The 19449-nt window shown below is 33.5% G+C and carries 7 protein-coding genes and 1 pseudogene; 3 read left to right on the plus strand and 5 right to left on the minus strand.

What is annotated here, in order from left to right:
* Nucleotides 1-214 precede the first annotated feature (214 nt).
* The 5 genes and pseudogenes from ACFQ0S_RS11650 to ACFQ0S_RS11670 all read right to left on the minus strand — a co-directional run.
* Nucleotides 215-2293, minus strand: coding sequence for a DUF349 domain-containing protein (locus tag ACFQ0S_RS11650; RefSeq protein ID WP_379753053.1), 2079 nt, complete (start codon nucleotides 2291-2293; stop codon nucleotides 215-217).
* A 193-nt stretch (nucleotides 2294-2486) separates the two neighbouring features.
* Nucleotides 2487-3230, minus strand: coding sequence for a shikimate dehydrogenase family protein (locus ACFQ0S_RS11655; RefSeq protein WP_379753056.1), 744 nt, complete (start codon nucleotides 3228-3230; stop codon nucleotides 2487-2489).
* Between the two features lie 9 nt (nucleotides 3231-3239).
* Entirely contained in the window at nucleotides 3240-4637 is a 1398-nt protein-coding gene (locus ACFQ0S_RS11660; RefSeq protein WP_379753058.1) for a tetratricopeptide repeat protein, read from the minus strand.
* A 122-nt stretch (nucleotides 4638-4759) separates the two neighbouring features.
* Entirely contained in the window at nucleotides 4760-5941 is a 1182-nt protein-coding gene (locus ACFQ0S_RS11665; RefSeq protein ID WP_379753061.1) for an aspartate aminotransferase family protein, read from the minus strand.
* Nucleotides 5942-6736: 795 nt separating this feature from the next.
* A pseudogene (locus tag ACFQ0S_RS11670) lies at nucleotides 6737-8344 on the minus strand (OstA-like protein); the annotation flags it as partial.
* Between the two features lie 133 nt (nucleotides 8345-8477).
* Between ACFQ0S_RS11670 and ACFQ0S_RS11675 the strand changes: the two are divergent.
* From ACFQ0S_RS11675 to ACFQ0S_RS11685, 3 genes are all read left to right on the plus strand, one after another.
* Nucleotides 8478-10349, plus strand: a complete 1872-nt coding sequence (locus ACFQ0S_RS11675) for an alpha-amylase family protein (protein ID WP_379753064.1) — start codon at nucleotides 8478-8480, stop codon at nucleotides 10347-10349.
* Between the two features lie 716 nt (nucleotides 10350-11065).
* Complete coding sequence (locus ACFQ0S_RS11680) at nucleotides 11066-11716, plus strand: hypothetical protein (protein WP_379753067.1); 651 nt, start codon at nucleotides 11066-11068, stop codon at nucleotides 11714-11716.
* 3 nt (nucleotides 11717-11719) lie between these two features.
* Nucleotides 11720-19449, plus strand: a 7730-nt coding sequence (locus tag ACFQ0S_RS11685) for a YDG domain-containing protein (RefSeq protein ID WP_379819104.1), incomplete at its 3' end; no start/stop codon positions are given.

Consider the following 19449-nt stretch of genomic DNA (forward strand, 5'->3'; position numbering starts at 1 on the left):
CTACGCTTCACTAAACTTCTTCTTTATTTGATTGAATTGATAATATTAACAAACAATTTTACACACTTTTTATTACACTACCAAGTTTTTTCAGGTTGGTTTCACAAGCCTTTTAAAATATTTTGAAAGTTATGTTCAAGTATATTGTACTATTATTTAACAAAAAAGCCTCAAACTAAAATTAGCTTAAGGCTTTTGATGAAGTAATAAAAAATTATTCTTGTTTTAAATTTCTTAATTGTTTTAGTTTTTCTTTCCATACTTCAAGGCTTTCTTTATGAATAGCGATGTTTTTACGAACTTCTAAAACTATAGAATTTTCTTTTTTTGCATTTCTAGTATTAGTAAAAAACTGGATGTTGTTTTCTAGTTGAAAAATTTCATTCTGAACTTCCTCAATTTTTCGCATTAAAAAAATCTTCTCATTGTCTAATTTTCTAGTATCATTATTTTCAGCAAGATGATCCATTCTATTGGTAAAACGCATCATATCAGTATCTTTCTTACTCAAACTTAATTTTTCGAACAAGACATCTAAAATTTTATTGAATTTTCCTTCTATATGTCTTCTTTGAAAAGGGACTCTACCAAAACCTTTCCAAGTTTCTATATGTAACTTAATGGCTTCTAAATCGGTTTTGTGATCTCCAATTAATTCGAAAGATTTAATAGTTTCAAGATAGTTTTTCTTTTTTTCAAATGCCTCAACTTCAACTGCATTTTCCTCTGATTTTTGTTCTTTTAATTTTTCGAAATAACCATTACAAGCTGCTCTAAACTCAGTCCATAATTTATCAGAATATTTTCTAGGAACATGGCCAATTTGTTTCCAATCCTCCTGAATTTGTTTCATGATTGGAGTTGTGGTCTCAAAGTCTGAACTGTCTTGAAGCTCTTTGGCTTTTGCAACTAACAATTGTTTTTTTGTTAGGTTATCGTTCTGATCTTTCTTAATGTCTTTGTAAAAAGAATTTTTTAAAACATTAAAACTTCTTACTGCGTTTTTAAAACTAGCCCAAGTAGCTTCATTTACTTCACTAGGGACTTTTCCTGCAATAAAGAACTCATTTCTCAACCCTTCTACTTTTTCTACCTGACCTATCCAAGCTGCATGAGAATTTACTTTTTCTTGAGCAAAGGCCTCAATTTTAGCAATAATATCTTTTTTAGTGGCTAAGTTTTCGAGCTCAGTGCCTCTTAATTTTTCAAATAGTTCTTCTCTCTTGTCGTGCATTTGTTTAGTCAAATCACTAAATTTATTCCAAACTTCCTCCCTGTGATCTCTAGAAACAGGACCAATATCTTCCTTCCAAATTTTGTGTAAATCCTGTAATTCTCTGAAGGCTTTGTTAATATCAGCTTCGTTTACCAACTCTTCAACTCGAGCAATAATTTTTAGTTTTTGGTCTAAATTGTGTTTAAAATCAATATCACGAGCTTCTCTATCTAAGTGTAAATAATCATAAAAATTTTCAACATGAAAATGGTAATTATTCCATACATGATTGTATTTATCTTTAGGAATTGGACCAGCATTTTTCCATCGATCTCTCAATTCATTAAAATGCTTCAAGGTATCCTTGATGTTTTCTTGAGGATTGATGAGGTTTCTTAATTCTTCTACAATGGCTAAACGAATTTCTAAATTCGATTTTAGATTGTTTTGAAGGCTTTTAAAATGGGTATTTTTTCTATCTCTGTATTGCGTATACAGTTGATCAAATTTTACTTTTAATGGAAAATGATAGTGAAAATCTTCCGAAGTATCAGGATTTTCAGCATGAAACTCGTCTTTCTTCTCTTCTATAAAATGATGGTACTTCGCTAAGAATGCTTTTTTAATTTCTTCAACATGATCTTTAACCGCCATGACTTTTTCGTTACCAACAAGGATTTCAAGTTCAGCTATTTGATCCTCCATTGATAATGTTTCGTAATCTTGCATCGGAATTTCATGACGAACGGTTTCATCTTCGCTTTCGGCAGCATTTACATTCGCAATAGCAGAAATAACATGGTCGTTACTTTGCTCAGTTGCAGTATTTATTTCAGATTCAGATGTAACTGTAATTGGTTCAGTAGTAATTTCTTCTCCTAGTAAATCTTCTATTTCTGTAACTGACTCTTGTTCATCTTCTGCTACTAAAGGAGCTTCCACTTCGGTATCTGGTATTGATTCCGATATTGCAAGAACAATTTCGCTTTCTTGATTTTCAGTTTGCACTACAGCTGGTGAAGTACTATTCTCGTTTCCGTCTGCCTCAAGCAGGTTATCAGTCTTTTCTTCTAACATTTTATAAAATGTATAAGGTTTTTATTTTTTTGAAGGCGAAAGGTAGTAAAGATGTACTAAAATTCAAAGTAAAACCTTTAATTAAAAACATTTAGAGCATATTACTACAAGGATTTAAAGTTGTTTTTATATTCCTAAACTAGAAATAATCAAATGATGTTAAGAATTTGTAATAAATTAAAGTAGGAATATTTTAAAATTCATTCCAAATTTCCCAAGCTTTTTCTGCCTGATTGACAAGCATTTCTAAGCCGTTTTTAATTATGGCACCATTTGCTTTCGCTTTTTTAAGAAATTGGGTTTCTGCTGGATTATAAATCAAATCAAAAGCGATATGTTTTGTAGTAAAATATTCAAAAGGAATTGCAGGAAAAACATCTGTAATTGGACTTGTTCCTAAAGGTGTACTATTTATTATAATATGATAATCATCAAAGGTTGAAGCATTTATTTGTTCATAATTAATACCTCTTTCAGATGCTTTTCTAGAAACAAATGTAGATGAAATCCCCAATTCTTCTAAGGCAAAGGCAACCGCTTTAGAGGCACCACCAGTTCCTAGAATTAATGCTTTTTTATGATGGGGTTGCAATAAAGGTTCTAATGCTTTTTTAAAACCATAATTATCTGAGTTGTGACCAATTAATTCGCCTTCTTTTGTAATTTTAATTACGTTTACTGCACCAATTTTTTCTGCTGTTTCGGATAATCCATTTAGAAAAGGAATTACGGTTTCTTTGTAAGGTATAGTGACATTTAATCCAATTAAATTGGGATTGTTTTTGATGATTTTTGGAAAATCAGCAATGTCTTGAATGTCAAAATTTTCGTAAGTAAAATCTAAAGTATTGTCTTTTTGAAAGCGTTCTGTAAAATATTTTTTTGAAAAGGAATAACTGATGTTTTTTCCGACTAATCCGAATTGTTTGCGCGACATTAAGTTATATTATTTTTTATTTTTATTTATGGCATTTTGCACCATTTTTCTATCCCAAACGACCGGAAATAATTCTTTTATAATAGTATTATTTTTATAATTTAAACGTAAACCGTTGCTTAAATGAAATTTTCCTTTTTTATCGTCAAGTAACATAAAATACAATCCCGCCAAACGATATTCCACTTCATATTCTTCAGGAAAATATTCGGATGCTTGTAATAAAGTTTGAATGGCACTTTCAAATTCACCTTGAAATTGTAATATGTCAACCCAAAACAACCAAGTATCTAATTGGTAATCTCCGTGTTCTACTGCTTTTCTATAGCCGAATTCTGCCTCTTCAAAAAGGTTCATTTCTTTGTTGATGGTAGCGTAACGTTTCCAATAAAATCGATTTTCGTTATCAATGCTCAACGCTTTATTTACATAGTGTAAGGCTTTTTGAAAGTTTTTTTGACGAACATAAAAATCGGTAATCGCAATCCAACCTTTATCTAGTAGAGGGTCTTCATGAACCGTTTTGTTGAAAAATTTTAAAGCTAAAACTTTATTCCCTAACTTTTCATGACATTTTCCAATTCTAAGAAGGGCGTACGATGTTGGGTCGTCTAATTCTATCGTTCGGTTATAACTTTCTATAGCTTCTTTGTATTTTTTGAGTCTTTCTAAAGCTTTTGCTTTTTCCATAAAAGCGCCTAGAAATTCTTCATCAATAAGAGTTGCATAATCAAAAGCAATTAAAGCTTCATTGTATTTTTTTAAACCATAATTCAAACGCCCCACTTGATGCCATGCTATTTCACTGTACGGATTTTTATCAATATACTTTTTCAAATATTCGATAGCTAATTCGTTTTGGTCTAAAAATTCAAAGCAATATACCACATTGTACAAAGCTGTTTGGTCTTCTACATCTTCTTCTAAACATTTAATAAAGCTTTCTTTAGCCATTTCGAGATTGTCCATAAAAAGATATTCCATTCCAATTAAATTGTAAACATCTGCAAAATCATCAGTATATTTCAAAGCCGTTTTTAACAATTCTACTGCTTTTTCGTGATTGTCTCTTTTGGAATAGATATTGGCTTTTTGAATATAGATTTCTTCATTATTGGGTTCGATTGCAAATAACTCATTGAGTAATTTTTCGGCTTGATCGAGTTTGTCATCATAAACCAACATTTCTACTTGTACTAGTTTTAAACCAGTTGATTTGGGATGTTGTTCTAACGCTAATTTTAATGCTTTTTTTGCTAAAGAAGCTTTACCCATATCGAGGTAATGAAGAATAATATCTTCAAATTCCTCAGAATCAAAAAAGAGGACTTTGTTGGTTTTCAACATCGATTCAAATTTTGATAAGGATAAGTTATAGTCTTCTTCGTCTTCGTCGCTTAATTGCATAGCTTTTTCTTTAAAATTATCCTAAATAAAATTAGGCAACGTACTTCTTGATGTGAGGAAAACTTAGAATTGTTTTGAACAATTTAATTAACAGTTTTTTAATGGCAATTGCAATGACAATATCAATTTGAAATTTCATTCATTGCTTCTAGAATTATGGCACAACCTTCACGAATTTCATCATCAGAAATGGTTAATGGCGGTGTAATTCTAATTGCGCAACCTTCAAAAAGCAACCAAAATAAAATTAATCCTTTGTCTTGACATTTAAAAATGACTTGATTTGTTATCTCGGCATTTTTAGTCAATGCGGCCAACATTAATCCTTTTCCTCTTATTTCTTCTATCAAAGGATGTACCAAAAGAGAACGGAATAGTTTTTCTTTTTCTAAAGCTTCTTGCATTAAGTTAGTTTCGGTAATTTCCTGTAATGTCGCTAAACAAGCAGCCGCTATGACAGGGTGTCCGCCAAAAGTGGTAATATGTCCTAGTTTAGGGTTATGGCTTAGTAAATCCATGTGCGCTACTGATGCAACAAAAGCGCCTACAGGCATTCCGCCACCCATACCTTTTCCTAAAATAACCACATCGGGAACTACATTATAGTTTTGAAATCCGAATAATTTTCCAGTTCTTCCAAACCCAGGTTGTATTTCGTCAATAAGCAATAAAGCACCCACTTCGTCGCAACGATTTCTTATTTTTACTAAAAAATCATTTTCAGGTTGAATAAATCCTGCACCACCTTGAATGCTTTCGAGGATAATTCCTGCAGTTTTAGTGGTTATTTTTTGAATGTCAGCTTCGTTATTAAAAGTTATAAAATCTACATCTGGAATTAGTGGGCGAAAAATTTGCTTGCGCTCTTCAAATCCCATAACACTCAACGATCCCATCGTATTGCCGTGATAGGCATTATGACATGATATTAATTGACTTCTTCCGGTTACACGTCTTGCCAATTTTAGTGCACCCTCGGTTGCTTCGGTTCCAGAGTTTACTAAATAGGTTTTTTCTAAGGGTTTGGGTAGGAGTGAGGCTAGTAATTTACAATATTGAACCGCAGGACTTTGTGAATATTCGCCATAAACCATCACATGCGAATATTTGTCCAATTGGTTTTTGATGGCATCGTTTACTCTTTTGTTTTGATGACCAAGTGCACATGCCGATACTCCTGCAACAAAATCTAAATATTTTTTGTTGTTGGTATCATAAATATATGAACCCAAAGCATGCGAAATTTCCATTCCTAAAGGATAGGGAGACGTTTGTGCTTGGTATTTAAGGAAGTCGGGATTCATTTTTTATTTTTCATCAAAATTACCACCATCATAATTGCCATTTACCATTGTTTTCCAATCCCAAAGGACATGATTGATAATAATTTCTTTTGCGTATTTAGGATATCTTTTTTGATAATTTTTAAATGAATTTAAGTTTAGTGGAAATTTAAATTTTCCATCTTTTACTAATAATTTTTGCCCTTTTTTATCTACAACGATTCGATTATTGTATTTAGAAAATATATCTTTATAAATTGAATCGGTTTTGTCTTTTTTTAATGGTTCTGATTCGTCAAAATTTCCTCCATCATAACTGCCATTAACCATAGTTTTTTGATCCCAAAGTATCTTGTTAATAGTAATTACTTTAGCATATTCAGGATGCTTTGCTATATAATTTTTAAAAGAATTTGGTTTTAAAGGGAATTTAAATTTTCCGTTTTGAATTAATAAATGTTGCCCTTTTTTGTCTACAATAATTCTGTTATTGTATTTGGAAAATATATCATTATAAATTGAATTAGGTTTATTTTTTCCTTTTACAATTTTATTATCAACTTCTAGTTCCTCATCAAAATTTCCACCATCATAAGGACCATTTACCATAGTTTTCCAATCCCATAATTCTTGATTAATAAAAATTTCTTTAGCATACTCAGAATGATTAGATTTATAGTTTGTAAAAGAATTTAATGTTAATTGAAACTTAAATTTACCATCTTTCACTAATAATTTTTGTCCTTTTTTGTCTACAACAATTCGATTATTAAAGTTTTTAAAAATCTCATCATTTGTTAAATTTCCAGAAACAGGAAATTCTAACATTTCTGTATTTAATCCTTCTGGAATATTATCTTTAGCAATTTCAATTTTCCTTGCAGCTTGAATTTTTGCATCATATTCGTTATCTTCTATCGAGAATATATCGTCTTTGGTTTTAATACGTTCATCACCCCTATAAATAAACCCCCTAAGTTTCCTTGCATTTTCGGGTAAGTCTTTTTCAGGATAAATATCGCCGTCTACATTGGTAAAGAATGTCATAGTATCTATTGTATTGCCATCCAAAGTCAAATTGATTTTACTGCTCACATTTTTATTAATCCCTATAAGTTCATGAGCATCGTTTCTAAGGAAATATATCACTTCGGTATTTTTTACAATATCCACTTCGTAGAGCTTATTGTCTTTGAATTTTCCGTATAGATTTAGTCCTTTTACTTGATTAAATCCTGTTCCTAATGTATCTTTTGAGACCAGAAAAGCATTGTTCAAAACTTTGAGCGAATCTAGTTTTTGAGTAGTATCGTTGCCTATTAAGTGCATAACATCGCCTGTCATTTGGTTGTCAAAATTCCAAAGAATAGGTTTGCCAATGAGTTGCGTTAGTTTTGTTTTTTGATTGGAATGTATCGAATCACATTTACCACTCATATCGGTTTTAAAAAATCGAGCATTAGTATAAGCTCTTATAATCCTATTTTCAGGTTTGCCTGTAATCAAAAGCCTTTTGCCATGAATATAAACAGAATCTTTATCAACTAAATTAATAGCTACAGCTCTTTTGGTTACAAACATCGAATCTTTTTGTTTGTAAATTTCGGCATAATGTCCTTTTATGATGCCTTTATTAATGGTGTCGGTAATTTTTACATTATTGGTAGCCGATGCAAAATCTTTAGTTCTATTATAATACAAACTGTCTCCTTCTATCAATCGGTCTTTGTATTTAATATAGGATTTACGAAGAAAATGGCCAATATTTTTCTTACTATCATAAAACCCTTTCTCGGTGTAAATAAAATTTTGGTCGCTCGTTATGGTTGATGGACCAAACAAATACGATTGACCTGAACTGTTGTAATAATCTAAATGGTTTGATTTTACTACGTATTTCGGATTTTTAATAGTTACTGCGGTTAGAAATTGAAACTTTTTTTCAACAGCATAATACCGTCCTGATTTACTTTTTAAAACATTTTCTTTATTGGTAATCGTTCCGTTTGTGTTATAGTAAGCTTGCTGTTTTGTTCTGTCAAAGTTTAATGTATCTGTTGCTAAAGTCATCTCAGGCGATCGCATAACCACATTTCCTGTCGCATAAGCTTGTTTAACATTGCCGCTATATTCAGCATATTTACTATTCATAAATAAGGTATCACCTTGCACAATTTGTACATTTCCAAAAGCTTTTACGTAGTTTTCTTTCTGAAAATAATAGGCTTTATTACAGGTCAAAATTGCTCCGTCATGATTGATACGCACATTTCCTGATAGTAATAAAGCATCGGGTATCTCGGTTTGATTTACATCAGCAAAATCAGAGTATTCAATTACAATTTTGTTTGGAGTTTGCGCTAAAAGCGACTGGAATCCTAACGATAATAAATTGAATAATAGAAAGAATAGAATGTTTTTCAAAAGGATTAATTTTTTGCCAAATTTATGAAAAAGCCAATAAGGAATATCGTTATTAAGAATAATTTATTAGTAGATACAAACTAATGGTATTTTTTTATATTTGTGAAGTAGACTTTCTAAAATTAAAGACAACATGAAAAAAGTATTTCTAATTGCATTAATAGGTTTTACGCTATCAGCGAATGCTCAAAATAAAACAAAAAAAAGTATGGTTACCAATAAAAAAGAAGTAGTTGTAGAAAAAAAAACAGTTGTTTATCAGGTTTTTACAAGATTGTTTGGTAATAAAAACACTACAAATAAACCTTGGGGAACCATTGCAGAAAACGGAGTAGGAAAGTTTAATGATTTTACAGATAAAGCGTTAACTGAAATAAAAAAATTAGGAGTTACACATATTTGGTATACAGGAGTTCCTCACCATGCATTGGTAAATGATTATACTGCGATTGGAATTTCAAATGATGATCCTGAAGTAGTAAAAGGTCGTGCAGGGTCGCCGTATGCAGTAAAAGATTATTACAATGTTAATCCTGACTTAGCGGTAAATCCTTCAAAACGACTCGAAGAATTTGAAGCTTTAATAGCTCGTACCCACAAAAACGGATTAAAAGTCATTATCGATATTGTTCCGAATCATATTGCGCGCAAATACGAAGGCAAATCAAATCCGAAAGGTGTTCGAGATTTTGGAGCCGATGACAATACTTCGGTAGAATACGACAGAAATAACAATTTCTATTACATTCCTGGTCAGGCTTTTCAGGTGCCAACATCTGATACTTACAAACCTTTAAACGGAGAAGTAAATCCACTAATTGACGGAAAATTTAACGAAAATCCAGCAAAATGGACAGGTAACGGTTCGCGTTTGGCTAAGCCAGATATAAACGATTGGTATGAAACCGTAAAAATAAATTATGGCATTCGTCCCGATGGTTCAAAAGATTTTCCAGAGCTTCCAGCAAGTTACGACAAAAAATCAAACAAAGAACATTTTGCTTTCTGGAAAGATAAAGATGTGCCAAGTTCATGGAAAAAATTTAGAGACATCGCTCTATATTGGACTGCTAAAGGTGTAGATGGCTTTCGTTATGACATGGCCGAAATGGTACCTTATGAATTTTGGAGCTACATGAATTCGGCTGTAAAAATGAAAAACCCAAATGCTTTTTTAATCGCTGAAGTATACAATCCCAATGAATATAGAAACTACATTCGTTTAGGGAAAATGGATTATTTGTATGATAAAGTGGCTTTGTATGATAAATTGAAAGAAATCATTCAAAGAAAAAGCAACACCGATCCCATTACTGACATTCAAAATAGCATGGCTGATATTGAGCACCACATGTTGCATTTTCTTGACAATCATGACGAACAACGTTTAGCAAGCCCCGAATTTGCAGGTTCTCCTGAAAAAGGAAAACCATTAATGGTGCTTTCGGCAACGATAAGCTCTTCGCCTACAATGATTTACTTCGGACAAGAAGTAGGCGAAGCAGGAAACGAAAATGGCGGTTTTGGCTCTCATTCTAGAACTTCTATTTTTGATTATGTTGGTGTTCCCAATCACCAACGCTGGATGAATGGAGGAAAATTTGATGGCGGGCAATTATCGCAATCCGAAAAAGACTTGCGTGATTTTTACAAGCGATTATTGAATTTTACTATAAATAGTCCGGCATTAATGGGCAAATACCAAGAAATTCATGGTTTGAACCGTTATGCTACTGAAGGGTATTACCCTGAAGTGTATTCTTATGTGCGTTGGTCTGATACACAAAAACTCATTGTAATTACTAATTTCTCCTCAGAACACACTAGTCATTTTGATTTAAAAATCCCTGCTGATGTTATTAAATCATGGAAAGTAAAAGATGGTATATATTCAATTAAAGATCAATTATACGGAAAAAGCACCACAAAACTTCAAGTGTTAAATGGTGAGGGTACAGTACAAATTAGTATTTCACCATTAGAATCGTTTATTTATAGTTTATAAGAAATAGAAATAAATTAGGTATTCAAAAAAGCTTTACAATTTGTAAGGCTTTTTTTTGAAATAGGAACAATAGATATTGAATTTCTTCAGCATTAAAAACATTTAAAATAGTTTATAAACATTTAAACCATTTAGATAGTTAAGGTTTATTACGAACAATTTAAAGCTTAATTATTTTTAGGCCTGTCCACTAATTACCCTAATTTATATTTTCACCAATGACGTAACAGATTTCAATAGATTATTTTGCTATTATCTTTAAATAATCTTTTAATCTTTACCCTTTTGCGTCTTTCAATACATTTTATTTAAACACTTGTTTATTTATTTTTAATAATTGACTTCCTCTAAACTGACTCCTAAATCGATCTCTTATTAAAAAATTCGCAATGTAAGTGCGTTGTTCCAATCAATAAACTGTTAAAATATGTTTATTCTTACAGATGCAATAATTTTATAGTGATTCGTTAAAATGTTATATCGATGAAATACATGTATGTATAGATGAAATACGCATATTTATAGATGAATGAATCTAAATGTGTCATTAAACGAGTTTCTAGGTTATATAACAGAATTATTTTTAATTTTTTTAAACTGCTCTTTACTTTGCTACATAATTCCCAAATCCCACAAAACAAAACCTAATAACCTGAAAAAGTAGGAGTTACTTTATAAAGTGCTCAATTTTTTTAAAAATGTTTAAATTAAATAGTATGGAAACACCATTACAAACTAAAATTGTAAATGCTTTATTTACCATTTTAAAAACTAAGCTCTTCACTGTAGAGCAAATGATTACTGGATTTTTTAATAGTAAAAATGAGCTTTCATTAATTCCTATTAATGATGTAGGCTTTTCGAAAATCAATTTAAAGGAGAAGCCTTTAAACAACTCTTTCTCGATGGCAGTAGTGCTGTTGAGTTTGTTTTTTGTGGGAAATGCTTTTGGGCAAGCCATAACTACAGCAACAGGAGGCTTGGCTATATCTGCCGATACTTTTGGTTCTGGAACTTTTACCTCACTTACCGGACCAATATATTCTGAGGGTTCGAGTGGTAATGTGGGTATAGGAACCATTATCATTAATGCTCCAACAGGTTTCATATTTGATACAGGAGGAACTGCGCCAACCGTTCGAATGAACAGAATTTCCGGAGTCGGAGCTGATAATAGAAACATCAATGATGCTGCTTCGGGAACATCAATTGCAATAACAAGTAGGACTACTACTCAAATTACATTTACTGTAACAGCAGCTTCAAGTAATGGAGTTACTTGTAGTTTAACTTGGCAAAATATTCGTGTTAGACCAACTGCGGGTTCGCCTTTAGCCTCAGGTAACATGACCAAAACAGGTACTTAAACTATGAGTGGAGTTACTAATAGTTCCACCAATTTTGGAACCCTTACTGAAGTAGCTGGAAATGCAACTAAATTAGCGTTCTCGACTCAACCTTCTGGTATAACTTATGGTTCTTCATTAAATCCAGTCGTTATTCTTCAGGATCAATATAATAACCCTACATCAAGAACTTCAGGAAATTTAGCAACCTTAAATGTTACTATGGCTATTGCTTCAGGAACAGGTTCATTTTCAGGTACAACCTCTTTAAATATTGGAACTGCAGGTGGCAACGGAACTGTTACCTTTTCTAACCTTGAAACAACAACAATAGGTGCGAAAACAATAACGGCAAGTGCTACGGGTTTAACATCAGTTACCAGCAGCTCTTTTACTGTTTCTGCTGCCCCACTAACTATTACAGCAAACAATGTAAATAAAGCCTATGGAACTGCAATTAGTTCCCCAGGTGCTGGTCAAACTACTTTTACAATTTCAGGCATTCAAAATTCAGAAACTGTAGGAAGTGTAACTTTAACTTATGGAACAGGCACAGCGGCTACAACTGCTGTTGGAACTTATTCAACAATAACTCCTTCATCTGCAACTGGTGGTACTTTTACTGCTAGTAATTACGCTATTACTTACACTTTAGGAAATATCATAGTTGAATCTAAAACCCTAACCATTGGAACTCCTACTATTGCTTCTAAAGCTTATGACGCAACAACAAACGCTGGAGCAGTTACTTTGGGTGCACTTTCAGGTTTTATAGGAACGGAAACAGTTACAGCTACAGCAACGGCAGCCAATTACAGCAGTGCAAACGTAGGCTCTTATCCAGGAACAGTCGTTACGTATACACTTGCGAACGGTCTTAATGGAGGATTAGCAAGTAATTATAGTTTGGCTAATGGTTCGGCTACAGGGACAATAACAGCTAAAGTATTAACCATTGGAACTCCAACCATAGTTTCAAAAGCTTATGACGCAACAACCACCACAGGAGCAGTTACTTTGGGTACACTTTCAGGTTTTATAGGATCACAAACCGTTACTGCAACGGCGACTGCAGCTAATTATAGTAGCGCAAATGTAGGCCCTTATCCAGGAACAGTTATTACTTATACTTTAGCAAATGGAACAAACGGAGGTTTAGCAACAAATTATAGTTTGGCTAACGGTTCAGCTACAGGTGCAATAACAGCTAAAGTATTAACCATTGGAACCCCTACCATAGCTTCTAAAGTTTATGACGCAACAACAACCGCAGGAGCAGTTACTTTGGGTACACTTTCAGGTTTTATAGGAACACAAACCGTTACGGCTACGGCGACTTCAGCTAATTATAGTAGCGCCAACGTAGGCTCTTATCCAGGAACAGTTATTACTTATACTTTAGCAAATGGAACAAATGGAGGTTTAGCAACAAATTATAGTTTGGCTAATGGTTCAGCTACGGGTGTAATAACAGCTAAGGCCTTAACTATTGGAGTACCAACTATTGCCTCTAAAGCTTATGATGGGACAACAACTGCAGGAGCAGTTACCGAGGGTGTGCTTTCGGGTTTTATAGGAACACAAACAGTAATAGCTACTGGTATAGCAGCTAACTATAATAGTACCAACGTAGGTTCTTATTCAGGAGTTGTAGTAACTTATACATTAGCAAATGGATTAAACGGTGGTTTAGCAACAAATTATAGTTTGGCCAACGGAAGCGCAACAGGAGTAATAACTGCTGGTTCATTTGTAAAAATGCAATTATTATTGCCAGGCGAAACTGCCGCACCTGGAACACCAAACGGAAAAATAGGAACACCTATCGCTCAAAATACAGCAACGCCGTTTACAGTTACTGTAAATGCAGTAGATGCTTTTTGGAATGTGGTATCTTCGGCTCCAGGAAATACTATAGCTATTTCCACTACAGATGGAACCGCTATTTTGCCTTCAAATGCCAATTTAGCTTCTGGAACGCAAAGTTTTAGTATTACCTTAAGAACTCCGGGTTCTTATACCATTACGGCGACTAATAGTTCTGACGGAACCAAGACTGCTAATACTAGCTCTTCAGTAATTGTTACAGCGGGTACTAAGACTTCAATTGCAGATGGTCCTTGGAGTACTTCTAGTACATGGTCTCCAGCTGGTAAGCCTTATCTATTTGATTTAGTAAGAATTAACACCAATCACGATATAACTGTTACTGCAAATGATACTTGTGCTTCAATTAATTTTATAGGAACAGGTTCTACATTATCAGTAAATACTGGAGTAACATTAACCGTTACTGGTGCGGTTACTTTAGATAGTTATAATGACAATAGATTTACAGACGCAATTATTGGAGGTGCAGGGACCTTAAATGCTGGTTCTTTAAATATGGGACTCGCTTCTGTACTTAATTCGACTGCTAATTCTGAGAATACGCTTGTATTAAACATTCCTGCAATGAATGTTGCAGGAGATTTTACAATTTACAATAACGATGAAGGTGGAGGGGATGCTAATGAGCCACGCTTTTTTATAAATCCTCCTTGCGTTTTATCAGTGAATAAAATAGCAATGATTCAAACAGGAAACGGTGGCGGAGGAAGTAGAATTATTACTTTTGATATAGACAATGGAGGAACTTTAAATTTAGCTGGTGGAGTAAATCCTATAACTATTAGTAGCGAAATTGGATTAGATTTTGATCATGTAAATTTTGCTCTTGGTAGCACATCAACAATAAATTATAATGGAACTGTTGCTCAAAACATACTAACAAGTATTTCTAATAGTAGAGTTGGAGGAACAACAAACAGTAACATACCAGTAAATTATGGTAATTTAACCATTTCTAATACTACGGGTACGACAACTACTGTTGCTACTGGTAGAACCATTAATGTTGCTGGAAATTGGACAAACAATGGTGTATTTAACGCAACAAGTTCAACAGTTAATTTTAATGGTACAGGAGCACAAGCCATTGCAGGAAATACTGTAACAACTTTCGATGATGTAACTATAGGAAAAACAGGAGGTACATTATCTGTGAATACAAATGCAACTGTTGGGGATGATTTGACTTTTACTACAACAGGTGGAACACTTTCTGTTTCTAGTCCTAGAGTATTAACTGTTACAGATGATTTATTTATAAATAGTAATGCAAACAATGCAGTAAATGTTTCTATAACAGGTACAGGAACTTTAAATGCTTCTGATACAGTTAATGTTGGAGTTGACCCTAATCCAAATCAAAATAGTACTGTTTTAACAACATTAAATTCATCCTTAGCCATTTTTAATATTGGTACTGACTTAAATATAAACAGTTATTATGGCAATGGTAGTAGAAGAAACAATGGCGTGTTTAACTTAGCTAGTGGAACTCTTACTATAAATGGAGAAATTGATACTAATAACGAAGATGGTGGTAATTTGTCGACATTCTCTATGATTACAGGTTCACAATCAGGACTTCTTAAATTAGCTGGAGGTGTTCCTTTTAATTTATCATCAACAGGAACAAATACTGTCAACTTAAATGGTACAAGTGCAGTTGTTGAATATTTGGGTTCAGTACCTCAAACAGCTTTGGGTACAACCTATAGAACTTTAAAAATCAATAACAGTAATACAGGAGTTACGTTAAGCGGCAATACAACCGCAACTACTTTAGATTTAACAGATGGTTTACTAACTACAGGGACGAATACTATGACAGTTGCTTCCGGAGGAAGTATTATTAATGCTTCTGTAAGTAGTTATGTAAATGGTAAGCTAAATAGAACTTTCACGAATACAACTCCAGCCACTTTCCCAGTAGGAAAAGGTGGTGTTTATAGTCCAGTGGTGTTTAACTATGCTGCAGCTCCAGGAACTAGGACGGTAACCATTGAACAGTTTGAAACGGGTACCCCATTTACGAGTTCGGCAAGTTTGGCAACCTTTGGCAGTCGCTATTGGAATGTAACCCAGTCAGCAACAGGAGTAGGGTATAGAGTAGGCTTAAATGATAGTGGTAATACAGCACCTTCAGGTTCATCTGTAGTTATATTAAGACGAGACAATGTAACAATTACGGCCAATGATACAAATTATAGTGCGCCAAATTATACAAATGCAACTGCTTTTGCCGCTGCAACTCTTTCAAATGACGTTTCGTTAGGTGTAATCAATATTCCTTTATCAATTACAGGTATTACAGCTATTAATACTAAGATATACAATGGTAATGCTATTGCTACTGCTATAGGAACACCTACTTTAAGTGGTAGTATTTCTTCAGGTGATGTAGTAACTTTAAGCGGTACAGCTGTTTATACTTTTGATACTAAACATATAGGAACTGGTAAAGCAGTAACTGTTTCCGGTTTAACTTTGTCCGGAGCTAATGCATCAGGATATACTTTACCTACCAATCAAATACCAGGATTAATGGGAGATATTACGGTTAGACCTATTGTGGTTACTGCTAATACAAATACAAAAACATTTGATAATTTTGCAACTTCTGCAGCTCTACCTACTATTACATCTGGAGTTTTACAAGGAACCGATACATTTGGTTTTATTCAGACTTATGACAACAAGAATGCTGGAACAAACAAAACATTAACTCCTTCAGGAAATGTCAATGATGGTAATAGTGGAAATAACTATGCTGTTACTTTTGTTGAAAATAATACAGGAGTTATCAATGCAAAAACACTTACAATTGCTTCACCTACCACTATAAACAAAGTGTATGATGGAACAAATGTTGCTGCTACAACTTCTGGTAGCTGGGCTTTAACAGGAGTGATTTCGCCAAATGATGTTACTTTAAACAAATCGGCAGTTTTTGCTTCAAAAGATTTTGGTACTTGGGCTATAACTTCTACAAGTTCTATTTCTGGAGTAGATGCGGGTAATTATTTATTAATACAACCTACACTAAGTTCAAGAACAATTTCAAAAGCAGTTTTGACAATAACTGGTACAACAACAGAAGATAAGGACTACGATCGAACTAATACGGCAGTTTTATCTGATGGTATATTAAATGGAGTAATTTCAGGGGAAGATGTAACTTTATTATTGTCAGGTCGTTACGCTTCTGCAAATGCTGGAGGGCCTTATGTAATTACTTCTACGAGTACAATTGTAGGTGCAGATATTGCCAATTATACTTTAACTCAACCTACACTAACACCTAGAAGTATTAATAAGGTAACATTGACAGTGATTGGAGCTAATTCAGCAGATAAAGCATACAACGGTAACACAAATGCAATTGTTACAGGAGGTATTTTAGTAGGTGTTATTTCTGGTGATGGAGTGTCATTAACACAGTCAGGTATATTCCCTACTAAAGATGCTGGAGGCCCGTATTCTATTACACCAAACTTTAGTATTAGTGGTTCTCCTGCAGCTAATTATATCTTGACACAACCTGTTTTAGCCGATGCTAGTATTACTCCAAAATCACTGACTATATCAGGCATAAGCCAAAATAAAGTATATGATGGTACAAGTGAAGCTATATTACTTAGTGGAGGAAGTTTAGTTGGAGTAGTTGCAGGAGAAAGTGTAATGTTGGATTTAATTGTAAACTTTTACTCTTCACCAGGAGTTACAGTTAAAGATGCGGGAGGTCCATATTTAGTAACTTCTACAAGTACAATAGCTTCAGGAAATATAGCAACTGATTTAGCAAATTATACTTTGATTCAACCAACATTAACTTCAAGAAGCATTACCAAATTACCTTTAACAATTACTGGAACAACAACAGTAGATAAAGAATATGATAGAACAAATGCAGCACTCTTAACTGATGGAGTATTGAATGGCGTACTTTTAGGAGAAGATGTGTCTTTAGTATTAAGTGGTCGTTATGCAAGTGCCAATGCCGGAGGACCATATATAATGACTTCTACAAGTACATTAATTGGTTCAGATATTGCGAACTATACTTTAGTGCAACCTTCTACATTAACTCCAAGAAGTATTTCTAAAGTAACACTTACTATTGATGGTGCAACTACAATTGACAAGGATTATAACGGCAATACAAATGCTGTGGTAATTGGAGGTAGTTTAGTAGGAATTGTTCCTGGGGATTTAATATCATTGACTCAAGCGGGTTTTTATCCAACAAAAAATGTTGGAGGTCCTTATGCTATAACACCTAATTTTAGTATTGGTGGTGCAGCAGCTATTAATTATAACTTGATACAGTCTCCTTTGGCTGATGCAAGTATAAATCCTAAAACACTCACTATCATTGGAACAACACAAAATAAAATGTATGATGGGACAGACACAGCAACTTTAATTGGGGAAGGTTTATCTGGTCTTGTTTCTGGAGAAGATGTAGTATTAAACTTTGTAGCCAATTATAGTTCTAAAGATGCTGGAGGTCCTTATACGATTACTTCTAATAGTTCTATATCAGGATCAGACATTGGAAATTATACATTTATACAGCCTTCAGTACTTACTCCTGCAAGAAGTATCACTAGAATCCCATTAACAGTTACTGGTGTTACAGCAAGTAATAGAGTTTACGATGGAAATAGAATTGCAACAATAAATACAGCTGCAGCAGTTCTAAATGGGACAATTTTACTTGGAGAAACAGTTACATTAAATACTACTGGTGCTACAGCAATTTTTGATACTAGAGATGTTGGTGTAGGAAAAACGGTAACATGTGCAAACTTTAATTTAGACGGAATAGACGCTAATAACTATACAGTAATTCAACCTACAATGACAGCAGAAATTACGGCAAGAACCTTGACTATAACTGCAAATAATATTTCTAAATGCGCAGAATCTACTTATAATTTTACTGGTACTGAGTTCACAAGAGATTATATTGTTCCAGGAGATGTTACTAGTGTTACTTTAACTAGTGTTGGTTCTGATACGTCAGCAATTGTAGGTAATTATCCAATTGTTGCTTCTAATGCAATAGGTAACGGTATTGATAATTATGATATTCTTTATATACCTGGCAATTTGGTTGTAAACACATTGCCAACTGCAACAATGTTTGTTCCAGACTCAAGTTGTTTAAACGAACAAACTAGAGTAACTTTTACCGGATTTAATGGAACTGGCATTCAACAATATAAATTCTATTATACAATAGATGGTGTTCAGCAAACAATAACCTCGCTACCAGGTAATAGTATTGCAACTATTAATGTACCAACTAATTCTGTTAGAACAGTGGTATATGCATTAACTAAAGTTGAAGATTTAAATACTGGATGTTCAACAGATATAACATTGCCTGTTTTAACTGTTATAATTGGACAATGTACTACAATAAGAGATAATTTTTGTGGAAAAACGTTTCGTTTTCTAAATGAAATTGTTCAATGTAACCCTGTTTCTGGAGCTACGCAATATCGTTTCGAGGTAACAGATGAGACAAATGTTAGAGTTGTTACTAGTGGTAATCATACTTTTAATCCAGCAGCTTTTACTTTTGATCATCCTACCAACCGTGGATTCAATTGGGCTAAAGACTACAGTTTCCGAGTAGCCCTTTTCATAGGTGGTAATTGGTTAGCTTACGGACCTAGCTGTACAGCACGTACACCAAACGAACCAGCAGCATTGCCCACTAAGCTAAGATCACCTTGGTTTTGTAACCAAACAGTAGGAAGTATGAACACTTTTATTCAGTGCGACCCTGTTCATTTGGCTACAAATTATGAGTTTAGACTTACAGGTCCAGGAGGGTATAATCAAGCAAGGACTTC

This window comes from Flavobacterium myungsuense, from assembly GCF_042677265.1.
GTDB lineage: Bacteria > Bacteroidota > Bacteroidia > Flavobacteriales > Flavobacteriaceae > Flavobacterium > Flavobacterium myungsuense.